We start from the raw sequence: 25,499 nt of genomic DNA, 5'->3' as shown, positions 1-25,499 counted from the left end.
TCGCCGACGATCAGATCTTGTTCAGAGCCAGCGCGAGCGCGGACTTCTTGTTGGCCGCCTGGTTGGCGTGGATGACGCCCTTGGACGCGGCCTTGTCGAGCTTGCGGCTCGCGAACTGCAGCTGCGCAGCAGCCTTTTCCTTGTCACCGCTGGAGGCAGCTTCACGGAAGTTGCGGATCGCGGTGCGCAGCGCGGACTTGACCGACTGGTTACGCTTGCGCGCTTCCTCGTTGGTACGGATCCGCTTCATCTGGGACTTGATGTTGGCCACGCCTGTATCCTCTGGTTTCCTGTCGCTGGGTGGTATTCCTTGAAAGCTCGTTGGGCGCGCGCCCACGATGCAGCAGATGGTGCTGAACTACGGGTAACACCGCGCCGAAGATCGAGGTTACCAGCTCGGCACCGCCCGGCGAAATCGGCCCGACAAGACGTGTGTGCCGATTTCACCCGTTTCAGGTGATGCAAAGAATTTACCTGTCTCATACACGACCCTGCTGCCGGGTGATGCAGAGTTTTTGTCATGACCTCCACCACTGCGCCGAGTACGGCTCGATCTGCATCACCGGCGATGGTGAGAACGAACGGGCACCCGGCACCCACGCACACCGGCTTGTTCGAGGGATACGGTCCCGGCCGCTTCGCTGACGCGTTCGACGAGATGTTCGACGGGTCGGGGAAGGTGCGGGCGCCGTATAAAGGTATCCACGCCGCGATGGCGGCCAACGACGTCGACGACCTGGCCAAACGCTCCGACGCGCTGGACCGCGCGTTCATCGACCAGGGCATCACCTTCTCCCTGTCGGGTCAGGAGCGGCCTTTCCCGCTGGATCTGGTGCCGCGGGTGATCGCCGCCGCGGAGTGGGCCAAGCTCGAGCGCGGCATCAAACAGCGGGTCACCGCGATGGAGCTGTTCCTCGCCGACGTCTACGGCGAGCAGAACATCCTGCGCGATCAGGTGATCCCCAAGCGCCTTGTTACCTCGTGTGAACACTTCCACCGCGAGGCCGCGGGTCTGGTCCCGCCCAACGGTGTGCGCATCCACGTCTCCGGCATCGACCTGGTGCGCGACGAGAAGGGCGACTTCCGGGTACTCGAGGACAACCTGCGCTCGCCGTCGGGTGTGTCCTATGTGATGGAGAACCGGCGCACGATGGCCAGGGTCTTCCCCGATCTGTTCTCCTCGCATCGGGTGCGCGCGGTAGGCGACTATCCGGGGCACCTGCTGCGCGCGCTGCGGGCCTCGGCGGCACCCAACGAGGTCGACCCGACGGTGGTGGTGCTCACGCCGGGTGTGCACAACGCCGCCTACTTCGAGCATTCGCTGCTGGCCAGGCAGATGGGCGTGGAGCTGGTCGAGGGTCGCGACCTGTTCTGCCGCGACAACGTCGTCTACATGCGCACGACCGCGGGCGAGCGGCAGGTCGACGTGATCTACCGGCGCATCGACGACACCTTCCTCGATCCGATGCACTTCCGTCCCGATTCCGTGCTCGGCGTCGCCGGGGTGCTCAATGCCGCTCGAGCTGGCAATGTGGTGATCTCGAGCGCGGTCGGCAACGGCGTGGGCGACGACAAGCTCATCTACACCTATGTGCCCAAGATCATCGAGTACTACCTGGGCGAGAAGCCGATCCTGCCCAATGTCGACACCTTCCGCTGCTGGCTCGACGACGAACGAGAGGAAGTTTTGGACCGGGTCGGAGAACTGGTGGTCAAACCGGTCGAGGGTTCCGGTGGCTACGGCATCGTGATCGGGCCCGACGCCTCGCCGCGCGAACTGGAAGCGATCAAGCGCAAGATCAAGGCCGACCCGCGCGGCTGGATCGCGCAGCCGGTGGTGCAGCTCTCGACGGTGCCGACGAAAATCGGCAATGATCTCGCACCCCGCCACGTGGACCTGCGACCGTTCGCGGTCAACGACGGTGACGACATCTGGGTGCTGCCCGGCGGACTCACCCGGGTCGCGCTGCCGGAGGGCTCACTGGTGGTGAACTCCAGCCAGGGCGGCGGCAGCAAGGACACCTGGGTGCTGGCCCCCCGCTCGGGGGCGGTCGACCGGGAACTGGCCGGACCCGAACTGGTCAGCGAGCCGCAGGAGGCCGATTCGTTCGAGCTCGGCCGCGAACTCAGCACGCCGCAGGCCAACCAGCAACAGCAGCAACAACAGCAGACACAGCGGCTGATCGGGGAATAACAGACATGCTTGCTCGAAACGCCGAATCTCTCTACTGGATCGGCAGATACGTCGAGCGCGCCGACGACACAGCGCGCATCCTCGACGTGGCGGTGCACCAACTGCTCGAAGACGCCACCGTAGACGCGGACCGCACCTCGCGCGTGCTGCTCAAGGTGCTCGGTATAGAACCGCCAGAGGGTCTGCGCCTGAACGTGTGGTCGGTCACCGATCTCGTCGCGTTCAGCCACGACCACGGCGTCTCGATCAGTGACTCCATCAACAAGGCCCGCGAAAACGCCCGCGGCGCACGCGAAGTCACCTCGAGTGAGATGTGGGAGTGCCTCAATGCCACCTACAACGGCATGGCCACGGCGGAGCGAGCGGCGCGTGGGCTCGGCCCGCACGAGTTCTTCTCCTACATCAAGGGTCGGGCGGCGATGTTCACCGGACTGACCGACTCGACCCTGAGTCGCGACGACGGCTACCGCTTCCTGCTGCTCGGCCGCTCGATCGAACGCGTCGACATGATGGTTCGCCTGCTGCTCTCGCGTGCCGGTGACAAGACCTCCTCGCCCGCCTGGGTGACAGTGTTGCGCTCGGCGGGTGCCCACGACACCTACCTGCGCACGCACCGCGGAGCGCTGGATGCCGCCAGGGTCGCCGAGTTCATCCTGATCGACCGCCTGTTCCCGCGATCGGTGTTCCACACGCTGCGGGTCGCCGAGGCCTGCCTGACCGAGCTCGATCAACGACCCGGTAGCCGAGTCGGCGCGCGGCACGAGGCGCAACGTGTGCTCGGCCGCGCCCGCAGTGAACTCGAATTCCTGCCGCCGGGAGTGTTGTTGGAAGACCTGCAGGCCCGATTGCTCGCCCTGCAGAAATCGTGCCGTGAGCTCAGTGAAGCCGTGTCACGTCAGTATTTCCATGCCGCCCCGTGGGTGGCGTGGACCGACGTACGCAACAATCAGGACAGCCGCGTGCAGGTAGAGGGAGAGCTATGAGCTGGCGGATCAGGGTGGTGCACACCACCGGTTATGTCTACGACGCGCCCGTGACGCGATCGTTCAACGAGGCCAGGCTCACCCCCCGCGCCGACAGCAGGCAGAACGTGATCCTCAATCGCGTCGAAACCGTGCCGGCGACAAGGGCTTATCGCTACACCGACTATTGGGGCACCGCGGTCACGGCCTTCGACCTGCACGCACCGCACACCGAACTCGAGGTGACCGGGTCCTCGGTGGTCGAGACCGAACCGTTCGCCGAACCGGCCGAGGAACTGAGTTGGGACGAGCTGCAGGGCGGGCGTGTCATCGACCGATTCGACGAAATGCTCAGCCCCACCGCCTATGTGCCGCGCGATCGCAAACTGTCGACCGTGGCGCGTCAGCTCTCGCGCGGTGAGGAGCCTGCCAAGGCGGTGGTGCGCGCGGCCGAGTGGGTGCACAAGGAAATGGACTACATCGCGGGCACGACCTCGGTGCACACCTCCGCGCTCGAGGCTTTCGCCGAGCGCCGCGGGGTGTGCCAGGACTATGCCCACCTGACGCTGGTGTTGTTGCGCAGCATGGGGATTCCCAGTCGCTACGTGTCGGGCTATCTGCATCCGAAGCCGGGCGCGGAGATCGGCGAGACGGTGGCGGGCCAGTCGCACGCGTGGATCGAGGCATGGACCGGGCAGTGGTGGGGGTATGACCCGACCAACAACCTCGCCGTCAACGAGCAGCACGTTTCGGTCGGTGTCGGCCGTGACTACGCGGATGTGCCGCCACTGAAAGGCGTCTTCTCCGGCGGCGGCTCGACAGACCTCGAGGTCGTTGTGGAGGTCACCCGCCTCGCGTAGTGTCCGAGAGGCTCGTGCGGACCCCGCTCGCCGTGGGGTTGATTCCTCTCGGAGAGGTGGCAGCAGATGTCTCCCACTGCACAGGAACTCGTCGAAATCGAAGTCGTCCCCGAGCCGAAGAAGTGGGCGGCCGAGGGGCTCGGCAGTTTCGTCCTCGTGATCTGTGGCGTCGGCACGATGGTCTTGGCGGGCGATCGGGTCGGCTCGCTCGGTGTCGCCTTCGCCTTCGGGTTGACGCTGATGTTTCTGGTCTACGCGATCGGGCCGATCTCGGGGTGTCACGTCAATCCGGCTGTCACGCTCGGGCACCTGTTGCTCGGGCGGATCAGCGCGATCGGTGCGGTCGGCTATGTCATCGCTCAGCTGGTCGGCGCGTTTCTCGCCGGACTGGTGCTGTTCGCGTTGGCCAACAATCTGCCCGCCTACGACCGCACCGTCGACGGTCTCGGCGCCAACGGCTGGGGTGCGCACAGCCCGTCGGCGGTGACCGGGCCACTCGGTGAGGTCGTCGTGCAGAACGGGTACGGCTTGGCGGCCACCATCATCATCGAGGTGATGTTGACCGCGCTGCTGGTGTTCGTGGTGCTGGCCTCGACCGATCAGATCTCCGACGTGCCGCTGGCCGGGCTCTCGATCGGCGTCACCCTCACCGTGGTCTTCCTGGTCTCCTTGCCGATCGACAACACCTCGGTGAACCCGGCGCGCAGCCTCGGCGTCGCGCCGTATCAGGTCGGGGCGATGGGGCAGGTGTGGGCGTTCATCGTGTTCCCGCTGATCGGCGGGGCACTGGGTGCACTGCTCTACGGCCTGATCTTCGGCCGGTCCAAGGACGTGCTCACCTAGAGATCGAACAATCGACCCCCGACCCGGGCGCACCGGAGCGGGGGTCGATTGTTGTTCAGCTCCAGCTGTATTCGGCGACCAAGCGGTGCGCGACCAGGTCGAAGGTCTTGCGCTCGACGATCGCGCCCTCGCGCCGGATGCCGTCCTCCGGGACGTCGAGCACCCGGTCCAGTCGCACCCAGCTCGGCCTGCCGTCGTGATCCCACGGCCCGGTGCCGATCCCGACCCAGTTGTGGTCGTGTGCGCGGTCGGCCTTGGACGACAGCATCAGTCCGAGCAGAGTCTTGCGGTCACGTCCGACCACCAGCACCGGTCGGTCCTTGCCATTGGTCGGGTCTTCTTCGAACGGCACCCAGGTCCACACGATCTCGCCGGGATCGGCGCGCCCGTCGAGCTGCGGGCAGTAGACGATCTGGCGGGCGCGATGAGCCGTCGGTACGGGGGTCGAGGCCGTCGGGCGAACCGCGACGGCGGGTCCGGACTTGGTCGCTAGGGCGTCCACCAGCTTCTCGAGCAGTCGCGGCCCCTGCTTGCGCACGATTTTGGGCCCCTGCTCCTTGGCGATGACGCCGAGCTGCTTGCCGAGACTGTTCCAACTGCTGGCCATCCCTGAAATATAACGCCGACGCACCCTTGGAGCGCACCGGTGGCACAGACGCGGTGGCGCGCATGGGACGATAGGCGCAGTTCGCCTATACCCCGCGAGGAGTGGAGTGGCTTCCAGTTTTGCCGATACGACGTTCACCGATCCGTCCCGGATCCGGAACTTCTGCATCATCGCCCACATCGACCATGGCAAGTCGACCCTGGCCGATCGGATGTTGCAGCTGACCGGTGTGGTCGAGGAGCGCGCCATGCGCGCCCAGTACCTGGACCGGATGGATATCGAGCGTGAGCGCGGCATCACGATCAAGGCGCAGAACGTGCGGTTGCCGTGGCAGGTGGACGACACCGAGTACGTCCTGCACATGATCGATACCCCGGGCCACGTCGACTTCACCTACGAGGTCTCCCGCGCGCTCGAGGCCTGTGAGGGTGCGATCCTGCTGGTCGACGCCGCACAGGGCATCGAGGCGCAGACACTGGCGAATCTGTATCTGGCGCTGGAGAAGGATCTCACGATCATTCCCGTGCTGAACAAGATCGACCTGCCCGCCGCCGATCCCGATCGCTATGCGGCCGAGATCGCCCACATCGTCGGCTGCGAGCCGGACGACGTGCTGCGGGTCTCGGGCAAGACCGGTGTCGGCGTACGAGAACTGCTGGACAAGGTGATCAAGGCGGTCCCCGCTCCCGTAGGTGACGCCGACGCACCCGCTCGCGCAATGATCTTCGACTCGGTCTATGACACCTACCGCGGCGTGGTCACCTACATCCGCGTGGTCGACGGCAAGATCTCCCCGCGCGAGAAGATCAAGATGATGTCGACCGGTGCGACCCACGAGCTCCTCGAGGTCGGCATCGTCTCGCCCGAACCCAAGCCCACCCAGGGTCTGGGGGTCGGCGAGGTCGGTTACCTGATCACGGGTGTGAAGGACGTTCGCCAGTCGAAGGTCGGCGATACCGTCACCAGCGCCCGCAACGGCGCCGCCGAGGCCCTCACCGGCTACCGCGAGCCGCGCCCGATGGTCTACTCGGGTCTGTACCCGGTCGACGGTTCGGACTACCCGGACCTTCGTGACGCGCTGGACAAGCTGCAGCTCAACGATGCCGCGCTCACCTACGAGCCGGAAACCTCGGTGGCACTCGGCTTCGGTTTCCGCTGTGGCTTCCTCGGTCTGCTGCACATGGAGATCACCCGCGAGCGGTTGCAGCGCGAGTTCGGACTCGAGCTCATCTCCACCGCGCCCAACGTGGTGTACCGGGTGGAGATGGAGGACGGCACCGAACACGTCGTCACCAACCCGTCGTACTGGCCGGAGGGCAAGTCGCGGCACGTGTACGAACCCATCGTGAAGTGCACCGTGATCTCGCCGAGTGAGTTCATCGGCTCGATCATGGAGCTGTGCCAGCAGCGCCGCGGCGAGCTGGGCGGCATGGACTACCTGTCCGAGACCCGCGTCGAGCTGCGCTACACCATGCCGATGGCCGAGATCATCTTCGACTTCTTCGATCTGCTGAAGTCGCGCACCCGCGGCTACGCCAGCCTCGATTACGAAGAGGCGGGCGAGCAGGAAGCCGATCTGGTGAAGGTCGACATCCTGCTGCAGGGCGAGGCCGTCGACGCGTTCAGCGCGATCGTGCACCGCGACGCCGCACAGGCCTACGGCCACAAGATGACGAGCAAGCTGCGCGAACTGATCCCGCGTCAGCAGTTCGAGGTGCCGATCCAGGCCGCGATCGGCGCGAAGATCATTGCCCGCGAGAACATTCGGGCGATCCGCAAGGACGTTCTCGCCAAGTGCTACGGCGGCGATATCAGCCGTAAGCGCAAGCTCCTCGAAAAGCAGAAGGAGGGCAAGAAGCGCATGAAGACCATCGGTCGCGTCGAGGTCCCCCAGGAAGCCTTCGTGGCGGCACTGTCCTCGGATTCGGACAAGCCGAAGAAGTAGGCACGTCCCCAGCACGACTCTCAGGCGCCGGTGCTCACCGGCGCCTGAGCTATTTCCACCCGCAGACGGACGCCGCCGAGTGGGCTGCGGTCGAGTTCGGCGGTGCCGGAATGCAGTTCGGCCTGCTGGCGAACCAGCGCGAGGCCGAGGCCGGAGCCGGGGGAGCCGGGGCGTTTGGCGAAGCGGTCGAAAGCGGTGGGGGACAGGTGTTCCGGCATGCCGGCGCCGTTGTCGTCGATGGTGATCTCGGCGCCGTTTCCGGTGGTCTGCGCGGCGACGGTGACCTCGGTGGCGTGCCCGTGCAGCACCGCGTTGGCCACGGCATTGGTCACGATCAACATGATCCCGCCGGGCAGCCCGTGTACCGGAACCGGGTCGCAGGCGGCGAGCGTGATGTCGACGCCGGGATTCGCGCGGCGGGCGTTCTGCACCGCGCGGTCGAGGGTTTCGCACAGTTCGAACGGTTCGAACGCGTCGTGATCGGTGAGCTCGCCGACGGCGAGACGTTCCAGATCGGTGAGGGTGCGCTCGATCTGGCCCTCGGCGGCCAGCACGTCGGCCAGCACGGCGCCGCGCTGGTCGGCGGGCAATTCGGTGCCGGCCAGCACCTGCAGGTCGGTGCGCATGGCGGTGAGGGGGGTGCGTAGTTCGTGGGCGCAGACGGCGGCGAAGTCGCGGGCACTCGCCAGCGCCTGCCGGGTCTCGCCGTGCGCGGTCTCGAGGCGCGCGAGCATCCGGTTGATCGCGTCGGAGAGTTCTTCGGCCTCCTTGGCCCCACGTCCGGACAGCGGCGGCAACTCGTCGAGTGTGTCGATTTCGTGGGTGGCCGTGGCCAGTCTGCGCAGCGGACGGGCGGCGAATCCGGCCAGCACCCAACCCAATACGGCGGCGCCGATCACCCCGGCCACGCCGATGCCGAGTCCGATCAGCTGGCTGCGCGTGATGGCGGCGTCGACGAGTTCACGATCGGGGTCGAGCCGGACCAACAGCCCCGGCGCGCCCTGCACCTGCGCGAGCGACTGGTCCGTCGGGCTGCCGGGAACCACGATCGTGTGCTCACGAGGGAAGGGCGGTGCGAGGACCTGGGGTCCGGGTAGGGAAGGAGCCCCTGGATCGGACGGTGGATTCGCCGGATCACCGTCGAATCGTTGCGCGACCTGCACCCGCATGCTGGACACGGTCTGATCGAGCTGGCTGGTACCCGCCACCTTCAGCAGCGCGCCATAGGTCAGGCCGAGGGTGACCGCCACGATCGCGGCGACCACGGCCGATACGAGTGCCACCCGGACCCGCAACGACCACGAGGCCTTCACGGCTGATCCCGCAACACGAACCCGACCCCGCGCACGGTGTGCACCACCCGCGCGACGCCGTCGGCCTCCAGCTTGCGGCGCAGATACGAGACGAACACATCGACCACATTGGTGTCGGTGCTGAAGTCGTAACCCCACACGGTCGACAGGATCTGTTCGCGCCCGAGCACGATCCCGGCATTGCGCGCCAGCATCGCCAGCAGTTCGAACTCGCGTTTGGTGAGGTCGACCGGCGCCGAACCCGCGTGCACCCGATGCCCGGCCAGATCGATCACCACCTCGCCGACCTGGATCGTGTCGGCCGTGATGGCCGCTGTCACCGGTCTGCGACGCAACAGCGCGCGCAGCCGAGCGACCAACTCGCCCAGATCGAACGGTTTGGTGAGGTAGTCGTCGGCGCCGCGCTCGAGTGCCGCGATCCGATCGGTGACCGCGCTGCGCGCGCTGAGCACACAGATCGGGATGTCGTTGCCCATCGCGCGCAAGGCGGTGACCACACCGACGCCGTCGAGTTCGGGCATGTTCACATCGAGCACCATGGCGTCCGGCGCGGCGGACCCCACCAGGGTGAGTGCGCGAGCGCCGTCGGGTGCGGTGATCACGTCGAACCCGGAGAGCTCGAGGCCGCGCCGCAACGACGCGAGCACGCGGACCTCGTCGTCGACGACCAAGATCTGCTGTCCGGTCATGGCACTCACCCTAGTGATGGTCATTGTTGCCGCTGGTCAGAAAGGGTGCGCGGGGATCGAGTCGGCGGAGCCGCTACCCGGCGCGGGCGCCGTCTCGGAGAACTCGCGCGGCGCGATCACGATGGTCCGCCCTCCGTCGGGGTCGATCCGCGTGCACTCGACCGGACCGTCCACCCGCGGCCCGACGTTGCCCGGCGCGGGCAATCGGCCTGGCTCACCGGGCGCGACGTGGCGGAATTCGACGCGCGGTCCGTCGGGAACGGCGTGGTGGAACCCGATGTCCGGCCCGTCCGTCAGCGGCGGCAGGTCCGGCACGCCGCCGCCCGGATCGGTGCAGATGATCGTCGTGCGCTCATCGCCGTGCGACGGTGCGCCCGGCTCGGCGGTCGCGATGCCGGCCGAGGTGGCGGTGATCACGGCGGCGCCACCGAGCAGCGCGAGGGCCGCGCGGCGAGTGCGGGTCGAGAATGCGGTCATGGTCAGGCTCCTGACTGGGAGTTTCACCGACCCCTCGGCCGGCGAGCCCCGACGTTATGGCGCTGAACTTCACACTCCGTTGAGCAATCGTTAGAGTTCTCTTCGGATCGTCAGCGCCCCTGATTCCCCGGGCTCGCCGAAACATGTTGTTCGCCATAAGGTGAGTACCAACCGGCCTGCACGAAATGACAGGCCGACGTTCGGAAAATAGTGTTGGATGGGCCTCACTTCGCCGCTGTTGTGGTGGGGAACCACAGCGATGCGAGTGTTGGAGCTTTGATGACGCGTGATCTGCCTTTCGACGACGGTGCCGCGCGCGAAGAGGGGTCGGAGGGGTCGGACACGGCCTACCGGGTCGCCAACGGCGTAGCCAGGGTGGCCAGGGCGGGCGCCTATGTCACCGGTGGTGCGTTGGTCGCCGCCAACGGGACTTCGCGTGAACCGGGCACCAGTAATGCCGACAGCCGGTACGCGGGCTGGTCGCAGCAGACCGTGCCCACCGATCCGAGCCCGGACGCACCGAGCCCGATCGTGACCTTCCCCGACCTGGCCGTCGAGCCCACGCCTGCCCCCGTGGTGCCGCACACGCCGTTCTTCGCGCCGACGAGTCCCGACGTCTCGATGGTCGCCGCGCCGGACGAATCCGGCTGGCGCCCAGAGATTCCCGGCTCCGATGGTGATCGTGAATTCCGGATCCCCGCCAACGACGAGTCGTCCAGCGGCATCGGCATTCCCGGCTACGGGCACACACCGGCCGGACCCGGATACAACGACAACCCGCACCCGCTACCCGGCGCCACTCCGGACCCCGGCTTCGAACTCCCGGGTTTCGAGGGTCTGCCCGGTGGCGGCGATTTCCCCGGTTTCGACCTGCCCGGCGCCGGCAACGGCCTGCCCGATTTCGACGGTCTGCCGGGCGGTGGTATCGGCATTCCGGGCTACGACGGCCTGCCCGGACAGGGCTTCGGGATCCCCGGCTATGACAGCGTCGGTATGCCCGGTGGCAATCCCGGCGGCTCCAACGGCATGTTCGACGGAATCGGCAACCTGGACGGCATGTTCGACGGTGTCGGCGGCATGTTCGACGGTGTCGGCGCGATGGTGACCACCGACTGGCAGGTCGACGTCCACGTCGGGCTCGACGGAGTATGGGCCACCTCGCAGATGAAGGTCGACGTGCAGGTCGGCCAGGTCGGCGATCAACTCGACGACTACGGCCAGTGGCTCGGTGACGGACTGAAGGTTCCCGGTGACCCGGCGGCCACCTCGCCGACCGGGTCCGGTCTCGGCAACTCGTCGTCGGGTGCCCCCGGTCTGCCCGGATCCTCGTCTTCGGGCATCGGACTTCCGGGTACGCCCGCGGCCGCCGCCCCTGCCGTCGTGGCGCCTGCTCCCGCACCCGTCGCCGCGACGCCGTTCGCCCCTGCTCCGGCCCCGATTGCCCCCGCTCCGGCGCCGATCGCACCTGCCGCGCCCGCGCCGGTCGCTGTCAACCCCGTGGTCAGCACGCCGCTGCAGACCACCATCCAGCCTGACGTCGCCTCCACCCCGATCGCGAATGTGTTCGGCCCCCAAGGTGTTTCGCCGCTCACCGCCCCCGCGGCCTCGGTGCCCGCGCTGTTCACCCCGGCCACGCCGACGAAACCCGTTGTGCTGCCCGATGTCACCGGTGGCACTCACCCCTCGACGACCGTGCCGGTCACCGTCCCGTCCAAGGTCCCGACGGTCGATGTCGACACCCCGACCACGGTGAAGCTGCCCGGTGCGTCCACGGTCCCGACCGTGCCCGAAATCACCAAGGTGCCGGTGCCGACCACCGTTTCGCCGACCGGTCCGGCCAAGCCCACCGTCCCCGACGACGATCTCACCACCAAGCCGGGCACCTCCGGCGGCGTGACGACACCCTCGACCGGCACGAGCACCCCGACCGTCGACGTGCCGAGCCAGACCACGCCGCACACCACCGTGCCGGTACCCACCACCCAGTCGACCGCTCCCACCAAGCAGCCGACCATCGATGCGCCGACCAAGCAGCCCACCGTCGACATCGATCCGCCGTCGGTGGTCACCCCACCGGCGGTCACCGTGCAGCCGACCGTCGCGCCGGTAAAACCCCCGGTCATCGAGACCAAGCCGATCGCCGCCGAATTCGACCAGCACGATAGCGGCTACCATGGCGTTTCGGCCGGATTGTTCGACACGGGCCTGGGTGGCGGGGATTTGCTCGCTTCCGCGTTTCCCGTCGAGCACCATGGGTATGACTTCGTGGTCTGACACGACGATTTCGGCCGTGTCGATGCGACGAGAGTGAGGAACAGTTGTCTGCCGCAGCCGGACTGCAGACCGCGACGGTGAAGCATCCGGATGTGATGGCTCCCGTTGTCGCGCTGGTCGACGAACTGCGGGAACTGGTCCGCTCGGGCGGCCGCAACGACCTCGATGCGCGCCTCGGCATGGTGCGGGCCAGGCTCAGTGATCCGCGGGTTCGGATCGTCGTCGTCGGTGAGCCGCAGGCGGGGATGAGCACGCTGGTCAACAGCATGGTCGGATCCCCGGTCAGTGCCACCGAGGGCAAGCCGAGCGTTCCGGTGATCGTCGAATACGGCCAGGCGCCGAAGGCGACGCTGGTGAAATCGGCGCCCGGCAGCCGGGTCGAACGAGTACCCGTCGATCCGCTGAATCCCCTTCCCGCGCTGACCGCTCTCGGCGTGCTGCGCGCCGAATTCGCCGAGCCGAGCGCCCTGCTGGCCGACGGGCTCGTCGTGATGGATGCCCCGGGATCGACCGCCCACGAGGCGGCTGCCTGGTCGATGATCGCCGCCGCCGACGTGGTTCTCTACGCCGCGGATGCCGCCGCCGAACTCACCGAAGCCCAGCTGGACTACCTGCGCCGGGTCGAGCAGGTGTGTCCGTCGGTGGTCTGCGTGCTCACCAAGATCGACCGCAATCCGCACTGGTCGCTGACCCAGCGGCGCAATCGCGCCCTGCTCGACGGTGCCGGGCTGAACTTCGCGGTGGCTCCCGTTTCCGCTCTGCTGCATCGCGAGGCCACCGAGCGCGGCGACCAGCAGCGCGATGCCGAGTCGGGGGTGCCCCAGCTCATCGATCACCTGCGTGAATATGTTGTCGCCCAGGCTGATTCGGTGGCCGTGACGGCTGCAGTGCGCGATATCGTGCTGATCACCGACCAACTCACCGTCACCCTGCGGGCCGAGTCGGACACGCTGCGCGACCCGCGCAGGCGCGCCGAGATCACCCAGCGCTTGGCCGCCGCGCGCACCACCGCCGATCAGCTGCGCCAGCGCACCGCCACCTGGCAGGTCACTCTCGTCGACGGCAGTTCCGAGCTCAGCGCCGATATCGAACACGATCTGCGGCACCGGTTACGCAGCCTGGTCCGCGAGGCCGAGGCCGAGATCACCCGCACCGATCCCGCCCGCAAGTGGTCCGATTTCGCCTCCGAGCTCGACGCGCGGATCTGCGAGGCGGTCGAGGAGAACTTCGTGATGGCGCACTACCGCGCTGTCGAGCTCACCGAGCAGGTGGCCTCGAAGTTCCCGCCCGACAACCGAACTCCGCCGCTGCCCGAGCTGCGACTGACCAACCCCGGCGAAGTGCTGGAGCCGGTACAGCCGCTGGAACCGCTGGAAAGCGCCAAAGCCGGTGTGGGGCAACAGCTGCTCACCGCGCTGCGCGGTTCCTACGGCGGCATCCTGATGGTCGGTCTGGCCACCAGCCTGCTCGGCATGTCGCTGGTCAACTGGTACTCCGCGGGCGCGGGTGTACTGCTCGGCGTGAACGCGCTCTGGGACGATCGCAAGAACCGCAAGCAGCGCAGGCAGGCCGAGGCCAAGGTGGCCGTCGCCCGGCTGGCCGATGACGTGATCTTCCAGGTGGGCAAAGAATCGCGTAACCGCCTGCGCGCACTACAGCGGGTGCTGCGCGACCACTACACCGAGATCGCCGCCGAAGTGGGCCGCACCGCCGACGAGGCACTGCGCGCCGCCGAGGAAACCGGCCTGCGCTACGGCGACCACCGCGAACTGCGCATCACCGAGATCGACGAGGGCCTGCGCACCGTGGCAGGGCTGCGCGCCCGCGCCGAACGTCTCGGGTATTGACCTCTTCTTACGACCGGTTGGCCGGTGTATGCGCCGGTTGGAACTGACCGGCGTTGCGCTGATCCTCGGCCCGGATCACGTGGGTCACCGCGTTGATCAGCGCCAGATGAGTGAAAGCTTGGGGGAAGTTGCCCAGGTGCCGACCGGTGCGTGAGTCGATCTCCTCGGCGTAGAGCCGCAGCGGGCTGGCCAGTCCGAGCAGTCGCTCGCACAGATTGGTGGCTCGTTCGAGTTCGCCGATCTCCACCAGCGCCGAGACCAGCCAGAACGAACAGATCGTGAAGGTGCCCTCCTCGCCGTCGAGGCCGTCGTCGGTGGTGTCGGTGTGATAGCGCAGCACCAGCCCGTTGACGGTGAGATGGTTGGCGATGGCGAGTACCGTCGCCCGGATGCGCGGGTCGTCCGGCGGCAGGAAGCGGGTCAGCACCACCAGCAGCAGCGAGGCGTCGAGGGTGTCGCCGCCATAGGTCTGGGTGAAGATGCCCTCCTCGTTGACACCGAATTCGAGGACGTCGTCGCGGATCTCCTCGGCGATCGCGAACCACTCGGCCGCGCGCTCGTGCTGGCCGTGCAGCTGTGCCAGTCGGGCACCACGATCCAGCGCCACCCAGCACATCACCTTCGACGAGGTGAAGTTCTGTGGTTCGCCGCGCACCTCCCAGATCCCGCGATCGGGTTGGCGCCAGTTGGCGATGGCGGCGTGCACGGTGCGTTCGAGCAGTGGCCACAGCGATTCCGGCACCTGCCCACGCGATTTCACGTGCAGGTACACCGCGTCGAGCATGGTGCCCCAGATGTCGTGCTGGTCCTGGTCGTAGGCGGCGTTGCCGATGCGGACCGGACGCGCGCCGTCGTAGCCGGCCAGATTCGGCAGCTCGTATTCGGTGATGTGGCGTTCGCCACCGATCCCGTAGAGCACCTGCAGAGGGACCGCGTCCCCGTTCTCACCCGTGGTGACGTCGTCGAGGAACGCGAAGAAGTCGTTGGCCTCGCGGTCGAGACCGAGGGTGTACAGGCCCCACAGTGCGAAACTCGCGTCGCGCACCCAGGTATAGCGGTAGTCCCAGTTGCGGTGTCCGCCAGGGGTTTCCGGCAGTGAGGTGGTGGAGGCGGCGAGTAGCGCACCCGTCGGCGCGTAGGTGAGGCCTTTGAGTGTGAGCGCGCTGCGCTGCAGGAAGCTGCGCCACGGATGGTCGGGGAAATCGCCCTGGGTGATCCAGCGTCGCCAGCACTCGGTGGTCGCCCACATCTTCTGCGCGGCCTCGTCGTAGGTGGCGGGCGCGGGCAGTTCCGACCAGGTGAGCGCGACGAACACCTGGTCGCCCTCGGCCATCCTGGTGCGGGCGCGCGCCTCCCTGCCCTCCAAGCCGAGGCGCAGATCGGTGGTGAGAACCAGCGACGGCCCGCTCTCGGGATCGCTCGACGCCCGCGCCGTCGCCTGCTCGTAGACCTTGCCCGTGTACTCCCACTTGGCTCCGCCCTGGTGATAGTCGAACGAGGGTTGGCAGCTCATTTCGAGCTCGACGGTGCCGCTCACGCACTTGACTGTGCGCAACAGGACGTGTTCGGCATCCCAGTCCATCGGGGTGCGCCGGTGGGTCTTGGAACGGGCGATGTTGTTGTGCCACGGGCCGAGTACCAATGTGTCGCGCACGATCAGCCAGCCGGTTTCGGTCTGCCAGGTGGTTTCCAGGATCATCCCGCCGGGCAGGTACCGTCGGGCCGCAGGCACGTTCTTTCCGTAGGGGCCGAGCCGGAAATGCCCGGCGCTGCGGTCCAGGATCGCGCCGAAAACGCTGGGGGAGTCGGGGCGTGGCACACACATCCACTCCACCGAACCGCTGCTGGAGATCAGGCAGCTGGTTTCGCAATCGGACAGGAAGGCGTAGTCGTCGATCGGTGGAAACGCGCCGCGGCGGCCGCTGGCGGAGACCGGACTCAGAATCGGCAGGCTGTCAGCGCTGGAAGACTCCATACCCCATCATCACGGCGGTACGGGCGCGCGTCCACCGCTGCCAACGGCGATCTCGGTGGATCGGCTGGTTGTGACCCGGAATTCCCCTGCACCCGATGCGGACGGCGAGGGCGTTCACGGTGACCGACTAGGCTGGTCGACGTGCAACGCATCGCAGGTTGGTGGGACGGCTTCGAACTCTGGGTAGCCGGGCTGCCCTTCATTCCCCAGTTTCTCGTGGTCCTGGTCGGCATGGTCCCGATCAGCTTCGCCATCGCCTTCCTGCTCGACCGCGGCTTGCGTATGGCCTTCCGCGTGCTGCGCCGCGACGATCGCACCGAACCGCCGATGCCGGTCACCCTCGCCGAACGCCCGACCGTCGGCAGCGGTGCCCGCTGATGCCACGTTCTCGCGTCCAGCTCGCGCTCATCGCCCTGCTCGTTCTCGTCGTCATCGCCTGGTTCTTCACGCGGTGACCGGCGCGGGCAGTCGCCCGCGCCGACACAGCGGCTAGTTCTTACGCCAGTCGTCGAACCGTTTGCCCAGGTCCGATACCGTCCGCCCGACTTCCTGGCCGACCGTGTTCACCGCCGAGCCCACATCGCGACCGAGATCACGGACCGTGCGAACCAGCATGTCCTCGGACTGATCGAACGTCTCGCGATAGTGCCGCGCCGCCTCCTTGGCCTCGTCGCCGATGCTCGCGTTCTTGTCCTGCCCGCGACGCGGGTAGCTGCCACCGAGCACCCGCTCGTAGTCGCCGGACTGGATCCAGCGGCGCAACTCGGCCGCGCGCAGCACCGAGAACGGGTGGGACTGCAGCTCCAGGTTGAGCAGCTTGAGCACGCCGTCGCGCAGGTCGCCCGAGCGCATGTAATCGTCGGCCTGGTCGAGGAACGCGCCGTGGTTCATCTCGTGCAGCCACGCACCACCAGCGGTTTTCATGTGCACCCGGACCGAGGCCTCCACGTCCTGGCAGCACAGCAGCCCCGCCCGGTCCCCGGACAGTTCCGACTTGCGGCTCCACTCCATCAGCGCCGCCACGATCGCCCGCAGCGCCCAACCGCCGACCGGCATCCAGCCGACCGAGGCCGACAGCCGCATCAGGTGCATGAGCATCGTGCGATACACCGCGTGGCCCGACAGCGCGTGGCCGAGTTCGTGGCCGACGACGAACCGCAGTTCCTCGGTGTCCATCAGTTCGAGTAGGCCGGTGGTGAGCACGATGAACGGCTTGTCCATCCCGATGGTGAACGCGTTCACCGACGGGTCCTGCAGTACGAACATCTCCGGGGTCGACTGCGCGTCGAGCACGCCGACGCAGTCCGCGCGCAACTGGTGCAGGGTGCGGAACTGTCGATCGTCGACCCGCACCGCGGTGGCCAGATACATCAACCGGTGCTGGCGCTCGCGCAGCAATCCCGACAGCGCCCGCAGCACCGTGTCGAAGCCGCTGAGCGAGCGCAGCGCCACGAGCGCGGTGCGGTCGGCCGGGTGTTCCCAAGCGCGCGTGCTGATCTCCGGCAAACGCGTGCGCACCCGGTCTGGAGCCATGGTCATAGGATGAAATCCCCCCTGGTTAGAGAACTCTCGTCGATTGCGATCATCATGGCGCAATCTGCTACAGTCTGCCTGTGTCGTCGAGTGTCGCCCCGCAGATCCGCCATGAGTTGGCGTTGATCGCTGTCGGCAACCTCGCGGTCGCAGACATCCTCTGTCGATGATCGGCTACCGGACTCGTCTGCGCGTTTCTGCCCAGTAGACTGGCGCGCGCTTTCCTTTCGCAGTCGTTGTCCGTAACTCCGGGGGCCGATGGGCCCGAGTCGCGCCAACTGTCGTGTATCCACACGCGACAGGTCTACCGATCGACATGAGCATTCCCTGCCGCCACGAACTTCGTTGTGCCGCAGGTCCTTTCCCGAAAGGTTCATCCCGATGTCTCGCAACACCTGGATCGGTTCGCGCCGCCGCGCCGCCGCCATCGCTCTCACTGCTGTCGCCGCGGTCGCCCTGACCGCTTGCGGTGGTGGCGCCAGCGACTCGACCGACGGAGAAGCGACCGCCGACGGCAGCGGGGGCACCATCAACCTCTACGCCTACGCTGTGCCCAAGCCCGGCTTCGACAAGGTCGTGCCCGAGTTCAACAAGACCGACGCGGGCAAGGGCGTGCAGGTCCAGGCCTCCTACGGCGCTTCGGGCGACCAGTCGCGCAAGGTCAAGGACGGCGCCGAGGCCGACGTCGTGAACTTCTCCGTCGAGCCCGACATCACCCGCCTGGTCGACGCCGGCCTGGTCGAGTCCACCTGGAACGCCGACGCCACCAAGGGCATCCCCTTCGGCTCGGTCGTCACCCTGGTGGTCCGCAAGGGCAACCCCAAGGGCATCAAGGACTGGGACGACCTGCTGAAGCCGGGTGTCGAGGTCGTCACCCCGAACCCGTTCAGCTCGGGCTCGGCCAAGTGGAACCTGCTCGCGCCCTACGCCGCCAAGAGCGACGGCGGCAAGAACCAGCAGGCCGGTCTGGACTACCTGTCGCAGCTCGTCTCGCCCGAACACGTGAAGGTGCAGCCCAAGTCGGGCCGCGAAGCCACCGAGACCTTCCTCCAGGGCACCGGCGACGTGCTGCTGAGCTACGAGAACGAGGCCATCTTCTCCGAGCGCAACGGCGACCCGATCGAGCACATCAACCCGCCGACCACCTTCAAGATCGAGAACCCGGTCGCGGTGCTGAAGAACTCCAAGAACCTGGCCAAGGCCACCGCGTTCCGCGACTTCCTGTTCACCGCCGAAGGCCAGAAGGCGTGGGCGCAGGCCGGCTTCCGCCCGGTGGATCCGAAGGTCGCCGCCGAGTTCGCCAAGGACTTCCCGACCCCGGCCAAGCTGTGGACCATCGATGATCTCGGTGGCTGGAAGGCCGTCGACAAGGATCTGTTCGCGCAGGGCACCGGCAAGGTCGCTGTCATCTACGACAAGGCCACCAAGTAGTCGGTGACCCGGCTCACACGTGATACTGGAAAACTGTGACTGACAGCAGTGGGCCCGCCGGGACCGGGGAAACCCCCGATCCCGGCGTCGCCGTGAAACTGGACAAGAAGCCGCCGACCCCGCGCCGACCTCGCTCGTCGTGGCTGCGCGTCACCGGCTCGGTGGGCCCGTTCGGCATCGGTGTCGCCGTGATGTGGCTCAGCGTCATCGTGCTGTTGCCGCTGGCGGCGCTCACCGTCAGCTCCTTCGAAGACGGCTGGTCGGGCTTCTGGGACGCGGTCACCGCGCCCTCGGCGCTCGACTCGCTGCGCATCACGGTCGGCGTCTCGGTGATCGTCGCCGTGATCAATGTCGTGATGGGCACCCTGATCGCCTGGGTGCTGGTGCGCGACGAGTTCCCCGGCAAGGGCATCGTCAACGGGCTGATCGACCTCCCGTTCGCGCTGCCCACGATCGTCGCCTCGATCGTGCTGCTCTCGCTCTACGGCCCGAACAGCCCGGTCGACATCCACCTCAACGCCACCCAGGCCGGTCTGGTGGTGGCGCTGGCCTTCGTCACGCTGCCGTTCGTCGTGCGGTCGGTGCAGCCGGTGCTGATCGAGGTCGACAAGGAAGTGGAGCAGGCTTCGCTTTCCCTCGGCGCGAGCAACTGGATCACCTTCCGCCGCATCGTGCTGCCCACCCTGGCTCCGGCGATCATCTCCGGCGGCGGCCTCGCCTTCGCCAGGGCGATCGGGGAGTACGGCTCGGTGGTGCTGATCGGTGGCAATATCCCGCGCGAGACCCAGATGACCTCGCAGTACATCCAGCAGCAGATCGAAGTCGACCGGCCGGTCAACGCGGCCGCGGTGTCGGTGGTGCTGCTGGCGATCTCGTTCATCAGCCTGCTCGTGCTGCGGATCGTCGCCGAACGCACGTCGCGCAAGGAAGAGGCGGCTCGATGAAACTGTCCGCGTTCACCAGGATCTCGCTGCGCACGGTCGCGCTGGGCTACCTGCTGATCCTGCTGGTGCTGCCGCTGGTGATCATCCTGCTGCGCACGTTCGAGCGGGGGATCGGCGCGTTCATCGACTCGATCACCACGCCCGCGGCCATCTCGGCGTTCCAGCTGTCGATGATCATCGTGATCATCGTGGTGCCGCTGAACGTGGTCTTCGGTGTGGTGACGGCGCTGGCGCTGGTCCGGAGCAAGTTCCCCGGCCGCAGCCTGATGCAGGGCATCGTCGACCTGCCGTTCGCGGTGTCGCCGGTGGTCGTCGGTGTGTCGCTGATCCTGCTGTGGGGTGCGGGCGGCTGGTTCGGCGGGCTGGAATCACTCGGGTTCAAGGTGATCTTCAGCCTGCCCGGCATGGTGATCGCGACCATCTTCGTCACGCTGCCGTTCGTGGTGCGCGAGGTGGAGCCGGTGCTACACGAGATCGGTGACGATCAGGAGCAGGCCGCGGCCACCCTCGGCGCCTCGCGCTGGCAGACGTTCTGGCGCATCACCCTGCCCGCCATCCGCTGGGGTCTGACCTACGGCATCGTGCTCACCGTGGCCCGTGCGCTGGGCGAATTCGGCGCGGTGATCATGGTCTCCACCGCGCTGCCCGGAAAATCCCAGACGCTGACCCTGCTGGTGCACGGCCGCTATATCAACGACCACAACACCTTCGGCGCCTACAGCGCGGCCACCCTGCTGATGGGTATGGCGCTGATCGTCCTTCTCCTGATGACTCTCCTCGAACGCAAGCGGGGCACCGAATGATCACCGTGACCAACGGGCGCAAGAACTACGGTTCCTTCGCCGCCCTCGACGATGTCAGTATCGATATCCCCGCAGGCCAGCTCACCGCCCTGCTCGGCCCTTCGGGCTCGGGCAAGTCGACGCTGCTGCGCTCGATCGCCGGTCTCGAGGCCCTCGACTCGGGTGTGGTGGTGATCGCGGGCAACGACGTCACCCACGTGGCGCCGCAGAAGCGCGACATCGGCTTCGTGTTCCAGCACTACGCCGCGTTCAAGCACATGACCGTGCGCGACAACGTGGCCTTCGGCCTGACCATCCGCAAGCGGCCGAAGAAGGAGATCGACAAGCGCGTCGACGAACTGCTCGGCATCGTCGGCCTCGACGGATTCCAGCACCGTTACCCGGCGCAGCTCTCCGGCGGTCAGCGTCAGCGCATGGCACTGGCCCGTGCACTGGCCGTGGACCCACAGGTGCTGCTGCTCGACGAGCCGTTCGGCGCGCTCGACGCCAAGGTGCGCACCGATCTGCGGCAGTGGCTGCGCAGGCTGCACGACGAGGTCCACGTGACCACCGTGCTGGTCACCCACGACCAGGAGGAGGCCCTGGATGTGGCCGACCGGATCGCGGTGATGAACAAGGGCCGCATCGAGCAGGTCGGTTCGCCCGAGGAGGTCTACGACCGGCCTGCCAACGAGTTCGTGATGTCGTTCCTCGGCGCGGTCGCCCGGCTCAACGGTCATCTGGTCCGCCCGCACGACATCCGTGTCGGCCGCGATCCGAGCATGGCGATGGCCGAACACGAGGGCACCGCCGAATCGGCGGGCGTCACCAGGGCCACGGTCGAGCGGATCGTGCGTCTCGGTTTCGAGGTGCGCCTGGAACTGCGCAATGCCGCGACCGGCGACCAGTTCGCCGCCCAGGTCACCCGTGGCGACGCGGCAGCGCTGCGCCTGACCGAGGGTGAGACGGTCTATGCCCGTGCCACCCGGATCCCGGACCTTCCCCACGCCTGATCCACCCTGCTGTGACCGGGCCCCGCGACGTACGTCGCGGGGCCCGGTCTCGTTGTCGAGGGATTCGCCGACGGTCCGCGATCCGCCGCCGGACGCGGATCGGCGCAGGTTAACCGGTACCGGCGGTCCGTCTGCCGCAACCACGCGCTCGACGGACAACTATTTTCCTCGTCTCACGACAGGCCTTCGCAGACTGTGCATGACGCAGTGTCACAGGTAGAAGCACTTTTACTGGCCAGTAGCTTTCTCAACAGGGCTTTCGGCGCACCGAACACGCAAAATCCGGCAATGCACGGAGTTGACGTGACTCGCTGTAGGTGTAACCATTGGAAACAGTAAACGTCCCTAGAGGAGAGGCAGTGACGACGATGTCTGCGCCCACCACCCCTGACGTCGATCCTGTAGTCACCGAGGCTCAGGCGTACGCCGAGAAGTTGCTGATGCTGTCCGAGGCATCGGTCGATCGCCACTTCGACCCGTTCGAGGACATCGACTGGGACGCCCCCGACTTCGACCCGAACTGCAAGCCCGAGCGTTGGGTCCTGGTGACCTCGGCTGACCCCATCGGTCGCCACCCCTGGTACCAGGCGTTGCCGCTGGATCAGAAGATCGAGATCGGCAAGGTCCGTCAGGCCAACGTCGCCAAGGTCGGCCTGCAGTTCGAGGCCATTCTGATCATCGGCATGATGCAGCACATCTTCAACCTGAAGAACAACGACCCGGAGTTCCGGTACTGCTCGCACGAGATGATCGAAGAGCACAACCACACGCTGATGTTCCAGGAGATGGTGAACCGTGTCGCCGACGTGCCGGGCATGAACCCGCTGGTGCGTCAGCTGCGTCACCTGGCCGCCCCGGCCGGTGCGTTGTTGCCGAACTTCTTCTTCATGGCCGTGCTCGCCGGCGAGGAGCCGATCGACCATATCCAGAAGGACATCCTGCGCTCGGGTGACGATATCCACCCGATCATGCGTGGTGTGATGGCGATCCATGTGGCCGAGGAAGCTCGCCATATCTCCTTCGCTCACGAGTTCCTGAAGAAGAACGTGCCTGCCCAGCCCGCGTTGAACAAGGCTGTGCTCTCGATCGCGATGCCGATCGTGATGTTCGTCCTCGGCCGTGCCATCGCGACGCCGCCGAAGTCGTTCTTCAAGCAGTTCGACATGCCCGCCGAGGTCCGTAAGGACCTGTTCTACGGTTCCAAGGAAGCCAAGCGGACCTTCGCCGACTATTACGTCGATGTGCGTGCGTTGGCCGAGGAGATCGGGTTGATGAATCCGGTCGCGCGCAGGGTGTGGAAGCTGCTCGGGATCGATGGCCCGTCCAGCCGGTACCGCTCGGAGCCCAAGCGCTCCGCGAAGCACGCTGCCTGAGACGGTAGATCGATGCCATACGTTGTCACCCAGTCATGCTGTAGTGATGCCTCGTGCGTCTACGCATGCCCGGTCAACTGCATTCATCCCACCCCGGATGAGCCGGATTTCCGTACCGCGGAAATGCTGTACGTCGATCCGGCGGCCTGCGTGGACTGTGGTGCCTGTGCCACCGCATGCCCCGTCGATGCCATCACCTCGTCGAAGAAGCTGACCGACGAACAGAAGCCGTTCATCGAGATCAACGCCGACTTCTACCGCGTGCAGCGGGACCGGCCGACGTTGGCCGCACCGGTGATGCCGCCCGCGATCGACACCCAGCGCTCCCCGCTGCGTGTCGCCATCGTGGGGTCGGGCCCGTCGGCGATGTACGCCGCCGACGAGCTGCTCACCCAGCCCGGCGTCGCGGTCACGATGTTCGATCGCCTGCCGCAGGCCTACGGTCTGGCCCGCCTCGGCGTCGCGCCCGATCACAAGCACACCCGCAAGGTCGCGGATCTGTTCGACATCATGTCGAAGCAGGACGACTTCGGTACCTACCTCGATGTCGAGATCGGCAAGCACATCAGCCATGCCGAGTTGCTCGAGCACTTCCACGGTGTGATCTACGCCGTCGGTGCGTCCTCGGATCGCAAGCTCGACATCCCGGGCGAGGGTCTGGCGGGCAATGTGTCGGCCACCGACTTCGTCGCCTGGTACAACGGCCATCCCGACCACGCCGACGACCGTTTCGATCTGGACCAGAAGCGGGTCGTCATCGTCGGTAACGGCAACGTCGCCCTCGACGTCGCCCGCATCCTGACCGTCGATCCGGCCCTGCTCGCCGACACCGATATCGCCCCGTACGCGCTGAAGGCATTGCGCGAGAGCAAGATCGAAGAGGTCGTGATCCTCGGCCGTCGTGGTCCGGCGGAGTCGGCGTTCACGGTGCCCGAGTTCGTCGGTCTGCTGGCCGCCGATATCGACATCGCGATCGAGGGTGAATTGCCCGCCGTCACGTCCGATCTGCCCTACAAGGTCGAGCAGAAGCTGCGCCTGCTGCACAGCGTCGCGAATCGCCCGTTCGGTGCGCGCAAGCGCATCGTGTTCCGCTACCTGTCCTCGCCGGTGGAGATCGTCGGCACCGACACGGTGACCGGGGTGCGGGTGGAGCGCAACGAGCTCGTCACCGACGCCGAAGGTCGCGTGGCCGCCAGGCCGACCGGCGATACCGCGCTCCTCGAGGCAGGTGTCGTGCTCACCTCGGTGGGTTACCGAGGCGTGCCGACCGCGGATCTGCCGTTCGACGACGCCCGCGCGGTGATCCCGAACGACGCGGGCCGGGTGCTCACCGCGCCCGGTGGCGAGATCTTCCCCGGCACCTATGTGACCGGCTGGATCAAGCGCGGCCCGACCGGCTTCATCGGTACCAACAAGTCGTGTGCGCAGGAGACCGTGCAGCAGCTCGCCGATGATTTCAACGGTGGCACGCTGCGCGAGCCCACTCGTGACGCGCAGGAGTTCGACCGACTCGTGCGCGCCCGTCGCCCGCAGGCGGTCGCCGGTGGTGCCGCGGTGCCGCGCGAGCGCTCGGTGAGGCGACTGTTCGCTCGCACCTGATTACACCTGAAAACCGAAGGCCCGCAGCGTCTACCAGTGACGTTGCGGGCCTTCGGTATTTCTACTGCGCGGTGAAGCCGCCGTCCGCGGCGATGGCCGCGCCGGTGACGAACGATGCCTCGCGGCTGAGCAGGAACGCGCACAGCGCCGCGATCTCGTCGGGCTGTGCGATCCGCCCCAGCGGGTGCAGCGCCGCGATGGCCGCCTCGCCCTCCGGGGTCGCGCCCATCGACGCGCGGAACGCCGGGGTGTCGACCGCGCCGGAGACCAGTGCGTTGACCCGCACGCCCGTCGCCGCGGTCTCGAGCGCCACCGACTTCGTCAGTCCGACAACGGCGTGCTTGGCCGCCACATACGGCGCCACCTGTGCCATCCCGACCACGCCCAGGTTGGAGGCGTTGTTCAGGATCGCGCCGCCGCCGGAGGCGGTGATGGCCGGAACCTGGTGGCGCAGACCGTAGAAGACGCCGTCGAGGTTCAGATCCATGTCGGCGCGCCAAGAGGCGTCGTCGATCTCGTCGATCGGCCCGAAGGCATTCACCGCGCCCGCGTTGTTGAAGGCCGCGTCGAGGCGGCCGTACTCGGTGAGCGCGGCCTGGGTGAGTCGTTCGGCGTCGGCGTCGACGGTGACATCGGTCGCGACGAACAGCGCGCGTCCGCCGGTCGCCCTGATCTGCTCGGCGACCCGCTCGCCCTGGTCCTTGCCGCGAGAGCCGAGGACTACGGCCGCACCTTCGGACGCGACCCGCAGTGCGACCGCCTTGCCGATGCCGGAGCCGGCGCCGGTGATGAGTACGACCTGGTCGGCGAATCGAGTGGACATGCGTAGTGCCTGCTT

23 protein-coding genes are annotated in these 25,499 nt (G+C 67.1%); 15 read left to right on the top strand and 8 right to left on the bottom strand.

The window, feature by feature from the left end; translation table 11 throughout:
- Window positions 1-10: 10 nt before the first annotated feature.
- The gene (gene rpsT / locus IBJ82_RS26545; protein WP_063056037.1) at window positions 11-271 is read right to left on the bottom strand and encodes a 30S ribosomal protein S20; all 261 of its coding nucleotides are present in this window, start codon (window positions 269-271) and stop codon (window positions 11-13) included.
- A gap of 297 nt (window positions 272-568) precedes the next feature.
- Here rpsT and IBJ82_RS26540 point away from each other — a divergent pair, with 297 nt between their 5' ends.
- The 4 genes from IBJ82_RS26540 to IBJ82_RS26525 all read left to right on the top strand — a co-directional run bounded on the left by IBJ82_RS26540 (window position 569) and on the right by IBJ82_RS26525 (window position 4,859).
- Window positions 569-2,194, top strand: coding sequence for a circularly permuted type 2 ATP-grasp protein (locus IBJ82_RS26540; RefSeq protein WP_194828786.1), 1,626 nt, complete (start codon window positions 569-571; stop codon window positions 2,192-2,194).
- 5 nt (window positions 2,195-2,199) lie between these two features.
- Entirely contained in the window at window positions 2,200-3,177 is a 978-nt protein-coding gene (locus IBJ82_RS26535; RefSeq protein ID WP_194828699.1) for an alpha-E domain-containing protein, read from the top strand.
- Window positions 3,174-4,016 carry a transglutaminase family protein gene (locus IBJ82_RS26530; protein WP_194828698.1) on the top strand — a complete coding sequence of 281 codons (843 nt, stop codon included), beginning with the start codon at window positions 3,174-3,176 and terminating at the stop codon, window positions 4,014-4,016. Before IBJ82_RS26535 ends, IBJ82_RS26530 begins: the two co-directional genes overlap by 4 nt.
- Before the next feature lie 66 nt (window positions 4,017-4,082).
- Window positions 4,083-4,859, top strand: coding sequence for an aquaporin (locus IBJ82_RS26525; protein WP_194828697.1), 777 nt, complete (start codon window positions 4,083-4,085; stop codon window positions 4,857-4,859).
- 55 nt (window positions 4,860-4,914) lie between these two features.
- Here the strand turns inward: IBJ82_RS26525 and IBJ82_RS26520 are convergent, their stop codons facing one another.
- Window positions 4,915-5,466 carry a type II toxin-antitoxin system PemK/MazF family toxin gene (locus IBJ82_RS26520; RefSeq protein ID WP_056821455.1) on the bottom strand — a complete coding sequence of 184 codons (552 nt, stop codon included), beginning with the start codon at window positions 5,464-5,466 and terminating at the stop codon, window positions 4,915-4,917.
- 106 nt (window positions 5,467-5,572) lie between these two features.
- Here IBJ82_RS26520 and lepA point away from each other — a divergent pair, with 106 nt between their 5' ends.
- Window positions 5,573-7,411, top strand: coding sequence for a translation elongation factor 4 (gene lepA, locus IBJ82_RS26515; RefSeq protein ID WP_194828696.1), 1,839 nt, complete (start codon window positions 5,573-5,575; stop codon window positions 7,409-7,411).
- Window positions 7,412-7,431: 20 nt separating this feature from the next.
- Here lepA and IBJ82_RS26510 read toward each other — a convergent pair whose 3' ends face one another.
- Genes IBJ82_RS26510 through IBJ82_RS26500 form a run of 3 tightly spaced genes read right to left on the bottom strand, consistent with a single transcriptional unit; the run spans window position 7,432 to window position 9,890 of the window.
- On the bottom strand, window positions 7,432-8,724 hold the full coding sequence (locus tag IBJ82_RS26510; protein ID WP_194828695.1) for a HAMP domain-containing sensor histidine kinase: 1,293 nt from the start codon (window positions 8,722-8,724) through the stop codon (window positions 7,432-7,434).
- Complete coding sequence (locus tag IBJ82_RS26505; protein WP_194828694.1) at window positions 8,721-9,413, bottom strand: response regulator transcription factor; 693 nt, start codon at window positions 9,411-9,413, stop codon at window positions 8,721-8,723. Before IBJ82_RS26505 ends, IBJ82_RS26510 begins: the two co-directional genes overlap by 4 nt.
- A 36-nt stretch (window positions 9,414-9,449) precedes the next feature.
- Complete coding sequence (locus IBJ82_RS26500) at window positions 9,450-9,890, bottom strand: hypothetical protein (protein ID WP_194828693.1); 441 nt, start codon at window positions 9,888-9,890, stop codon at window positions 9,450-9,452.
- Between the two features lie 279 nt (window positions 9,891-10,169).
- Here IBJ82_RS26500 and IBJ82_RS26495 point away from each other — a divergent pair, with 279 nt between their 5' ends.
- Both IBJ82_RS26495 and IBJ82_RS26490 read left to right on the top strand, forming a co-directional pair.
- Window positions 10,170-12,164 carry a hypothetical protein gene (locus tag IBJ82_RS26495; RefSeq protein ID WP_194828692.1) on the top strand — a complete coding sequence of 665 codons (1,995 nt, stop codon included), beginning with the start codon at window positions 10,170-10,172 and terminating at the stop codon, window positions 12,162-12,164.
- Window positions 12,165-12,208: 44 nt separating this feature from the next.
- Window positions 12,209-14,011 carry a GTPase gene (locus IBJ82_RS26490; protein ID WP_194828691.1) on the top strand — a complete coding sequence of 601 codons (1,803 nt, stop codon included), beginning with the start codon at window positions 12,209-12,211 and terminating at the stop codon, window positions 14,009-14,011.
- 7 nt (window positions 14,012-14,018) lie between these two features.
- Here IBJ82_RS26490 and IBJ82_RS26485 read toward each other — a convergent pair whose 3' ends face one another.
- Window positions 14,019-15,986 (bottom strand): glycoside hydrolase family 15 protein, encoded by a 1,968-nt coding sequence (locus IBJ82_RS26485; RefSeq protein ID WP_194828690.1) that lies wholly within the window; start codon window positions 15,984-15,986, stop codon window positions 14,019-14,021.
- A 141-nt stretch (window positions 15,987-16,127) separates the two neighbouring features.
- On the opposite strand from IBJ82_RS26485, the gene IBJ82_RS26480 reads away from it, so the two are divergent.
- Complete coding sequence (locus IBJ82_RS26480; RefSeq protein WP_194828689.1) at window positions 16,128-16,364, top strand: hypothetical protein; 237 nt, start codon at window positions 16,128-16,130, stop codon at window positions 16,362-16,364.
- Window positions 16,365-16,475: 111 nt separating this feature from the next.
- On the opposite strand, the gene IBJ82_RS26475 is transcribed toward IBJ82_RS26480, so the two are convergent.
- Window positions 16,476-17,525 carry a M48 family metallopeptidase gene (locus IBJ82_RS26475; RefSeq protein WP_194828688.1) on the bottom strand — a complete coding sequence of 350 codons (1,050 nt, stop codon included), beginning with the start codon at window positions 17,523-17,525 and terminating at the stop codon, window positions 16,476-16,478.
- A 74-nt stretch (window positions 17,526-17,599) separates the two neighbouring features.
- Here IBJ82_RS26475 and IBJ82_RS35490 point away from each other — a divergent pair, with 74 nt between their 5' ends.
- The 7 genes from IBJ82_RS35490 (at window position 17,600) to IBJ82_RS26445 (ending at window position 24,661) form a co-directional block, all read left to right on the top strand.
- On the top strand, window positions 17,600-17,689 hold the full coding sequence (locus IBJ82_RS35490) for an Ms4533A family Cys-rich leader peptide (RefSeq protein ID WP_019045829.1): 90 nt from the start codon (window positions 17,600-17,602) through the stop codon (window positions 17,687-17,689).
- 211 nt (window positions 17,690-17,900) lie between these two features.
- Window positions 17,901-18,950: a sulfate ABC transporter substrate-binding protein gene (locus IBJ82_RS26470; RefSeq protein WP_194828687.1), complete on the top strand. Its 1,050-nt coding sequence runs from the start codon at window positions 17,901-17,903 to the stop codon at window positions 18,948-18,950.
- 92 nt (window positions 18,951-19,042) lie between these two features.
- Complete coding sequence (gene cysT, locus IBJ82_RS26465) at window positions 19,043-19,894, top strand: sulfate ABC transporter permease subunit CysT (protein ID WP_370585496.1); 852 nt, start codon at window positions 19,043-19,045, stop codon at window positions 19,892-19,894.
- Complete coding sequence (cysW, locus tag IBJ82_RS26460; RefSeq protein ID WP_194828686.1) at window positions 19,891-20,697, top strand: sulfate ABC transporter permease subunit CysW; 807 nt, start codon at window positions 19,891-19,893, stop codon at window positions 20,695-20,697. Before cysT ends, cysW begins: the two co-directional genes overlap by 4 nt.
- The gene (locus IBJ82_RS26455; protein ID WP_194828685.1) at window positions 20,694-21,689 is read left to right on the top strand and encodes a sulfate/molybdate ABC transporter ATP-binding protein; all 996 of its coding nucleotides are present in this window, start codon (window positions 20,694-20,696) and stop codon (window positions 21,687-21,689) included. The genes cysW and IBJ82_RS26455 overlap by 4 nt, the downstream gene beginning before the upstream one ends.
- A 359-nt stretch (window positions 21,690-22,048) precedes the next feature.
- Window positions 22,049-23,062 carry a diiron oxygenase gene (locus IBJ82_RS26450; RefSeq protein WP_370585490.1) on the top strand — a complete coding sequence of 338 codons (1,014 nt, stop codon included), beginning with the start codon at window positions 22,049-22,051 and terminating at the stop codon, window positions 23,060-23,062.
- A gap of 12 nt (window positions 23,063-23,074) precedes the next feature.
- Window positions 23,075-24,661 (top strand): FAD-dependent oxidoreductase, encoded by a 1,587-nt coding sequence (locus tag IBJ82_RS26445; RefSeq protein ID WP_194828684.1) that lies wholly within the window; start codon window positions 23,075-23,077, stop codon window positions 24,659-24,661.
- A 61-nt stretch (window positions 24,662-24,722) separates the two neighbouring features.
- Here IBJ82_RS26445 and IBJ82_RS26440 read toward each other — a convergent pair whose 3' ends face one another.
- Complete coding sequence (locus IBJ82_RS26440) at window positions 24,723-25,484, bottom strand: SDR family NAD(P)-dependent oxidoreductase (protein WP_194828683.1); 762 nt, start codon at window positions 25,482-25,484, stop codon at window positions 24,723-24,725.
- Window positions 25,485-25,499: the final 15 nt, after the last annotated feature.

The organism is Nocardia sp. XZ_19_231 (genome assembly GCF_015355705.1).
Classification (GTDB): Bacteria; Actinomycetota; Actinomycetes; order Mycobacteriales; family Mycobacteriaceae; genus Nocardia; species Nocardia salmonicida.
This window is presented reverse-complemented; position numbering and strand designations above follow the sequence as displayed.

Bases quoted from the DNA above. Each gene is read 5' to 3' on its own strand.
- IBJ82_RS26540 (WP_194828786.1), top strand. From the start codon at position 569: ATGGTGAGAACGAACGGGCACCCGGCACCCACGCACACCGGCTTGTTC.
- IBJ82_RS26535 (WP_194828699.1), top strand. From the start codon at position 2,200: ATGCTTGCTCGAAACGCCGAATCTCTCTACTGGATCGGCAGATACGTC.
- IBJ82_RS26530 (WP_194828698.1), top strand. From the start codon at position 3,174: ATGAGCTGGCGGATCAGGGTGGTGCACACCACCGGTTATGTCTACGAC.
- IBJ82_RS26525 (WP_194828697.1), top strand. From the start codon at position 4,083: ATGTCTCCCACTGCACAGGAACTCGTCGAAATCGAAGTCGTCCCCGAG.
- IBJ82_RS26520 (WP_056821455.1), bottom strand. From the start codon at position 5,466: ATGGCCAGCAGTTGGAACAGTCTCGGCAAGCAGCTCGGCGTCATCGCC.
- IBJ82_RS26505 (WP_194828694.1), bottom strand. From the start codon at position 9,413: ATGACCGGACAGCAGATCTTGGTCGTCGACGACGAGGTCCGCGTGCTC.
- IBJ82_RS26500 (WP_194828693.1), bottom strand. From the start codon at position 9,890: ATGACCGCATTCTCGACCCGCACTCGCCGCGCGGCCCTCGCGCTGCTC.
- IBJ82_RS26495 (WP_194828692.1), top strand. From the start codon at position 10,170: ATGACGCGTGATCTGCCTTTCGACGACGGTGCCGCGCGCGAAGAGGGG.
- IBJ82_RS26485 (WP_194828690.1), bottom strand. From the start codon at position 15,986: ATGGAGTCTTCCAGCGCTGACAGCCTGCCGATTCTGAGTCCGGTCTCC.
- IBJ82_RS26475 (WP_194828688.1), bottom strand. From the start codon at position 17,525: ATGACCATGGCTCCAGACCGGGTGCGCACGCGTTTGCCGGAGATCAGC.
- IBJ82_RS26470 (WP_194828687.1), top strand. From the start codon at position 17,901: ATGTCTCGCAACACCTGGATCGGTTCGCGCCGCCGCGCCGCCGCCATC.
- cysW (WP_194828686.1), top strand. From the start codon at position 19,891: ATGAAACTGTCCGCGTTCACCAGGATCTCGCTGCGCACGGTCGCGCTG.
- IBJ82_RS26455 (WP_194828685.1), top strand. From the start codon at position 20,694: ATGATCACCGTGACCAACGGGCGCAAGAACTACGGTTCCTTCGCCGCC.
- IBJ82_RS26445 (WP_194828684.1), top strand. From the start codon at position 23,075: ATGCCATACGTTGTCACCCAGTCATGCTGTAGTGATGCCTCGTGCGTC.
- IBJ82_RS26440 (WP_194828683.1), bottom strand. From the start codon at position 25,484: ATGTCCACTCGATTCGCCGACCAGGTCGTACTCATCACCGGCGCCGGC.